This is a genomic window from Ancylomarina euxina, from assembly GCF_003863355.1.
In the GTDB taxonomy this organism is placed as follows: Bacteria; Bacteroidota; Bacteroidia; order Bacteroidales; family Marinifilaceae; genus Ancylomarina; species Ancylomarina euxinus.
The window spans coordinates 1-1,071 of record NZ_QQWG01000060.1; the positions used below are offsets into that span (position 1 = coordinate 1).

1 protein-coding gene is annotated in these 1,071 nt (G+C 31.8%); it reads right to left on the reverse strand.

Translation table 11 applies throughout. The features are described from left to right. Window positions 1-327: 327 nt before the first annotated feature. Window positions 328-906, reverse strand: coding sequence for a hypothetical protein (locus DWB61_RS17565; RefSeq protein WP_125032239.1), 579 nt, complete (start codon window positions 904-906; stop codon window positions 328-330). Window positions 907-1,071 lie beyond the last annotated feature (165 nt).

Below are 1,071 nucleotides of genomic sequence, written 5' to 3' on the forward strand. Positions count from 1 at the left end.
TCAAGTTTTAAACCTCAGTCAAAACTAGTAAAACAACTGGTGTACAATAAAACAGGAAAATCCATTAAAGCAGAAATGGCAACACGCTTGCCAGCGAGTGCCATTACGAATCAATTAACTGTAACGGCTCGCATATGAAATCGTAAGGGATTTAATGAACTTACCTATCATGTTTGCACTGAGCCTAATTTGCGATTAGACACAAATTTAAACTTTTTAATCAACTCGTCAAATTGCAAATTTGGCGGGCTTGATTAAACGCACAAATATCCTATAAACCACTGAAGCCTTTATGTTTTATATGCATTGTTGTGTGGTCGTACTTTATTAATTTACATATCTAATCGTATCGCAATTATAATCAATGCAATATCCGATTCCAGATATTACTCCATTAATTTTCCGTCCGATTATCTTATTGTCTACACTAAAAATAATTGGGAAGACTTCTTCTTTCGATTTCCCAATAGTTTCATAGAATTCTTTTAAATCAAGTGAATCAACAGTTAATATACCATTCCAAAAAGTCAGTCTCTTGTTGTTGCAAAAGATAGTTGGCTCCAAATTTCCAATTGTTGAAGAATCGACTTTACCTTGAATCGGAATTACATATCCATTATATTCTGTCAAATCATTAAATCTAAATATTGCCTTAGTATAATAAAGTCCTTGTTCAGGATTAATTATTTCATTATTCAGATAAGGGGTATAGGTTTCTGGAGTAATATTCAAATCGTTATTCATTTGGACTAATCCATTATAAATGCAATTTTGCCATATTGGATAATTCTGAAAGTCACTTTCATTTAATTCTATTGATTCCTTATAAACTCTTTCTTGCTTGCAACTATTTATAAGAATCAAAGTATTAAGCAAGCAAAGGTAAATCCAAATATTTTTTTTCATAGTTACTTATTTCGCAGCATCAAACCTGTATGCCACACAACGTATAGCTGTATGTCGTCTTCGTTGGCGATTTTTAATTTCATCCTGTACATATCGCCAATGCCGACATACAGCATGTTATGTACTTTTATTTTTAAAGCCTTTTTTTATTAACAAGTCTCCCTA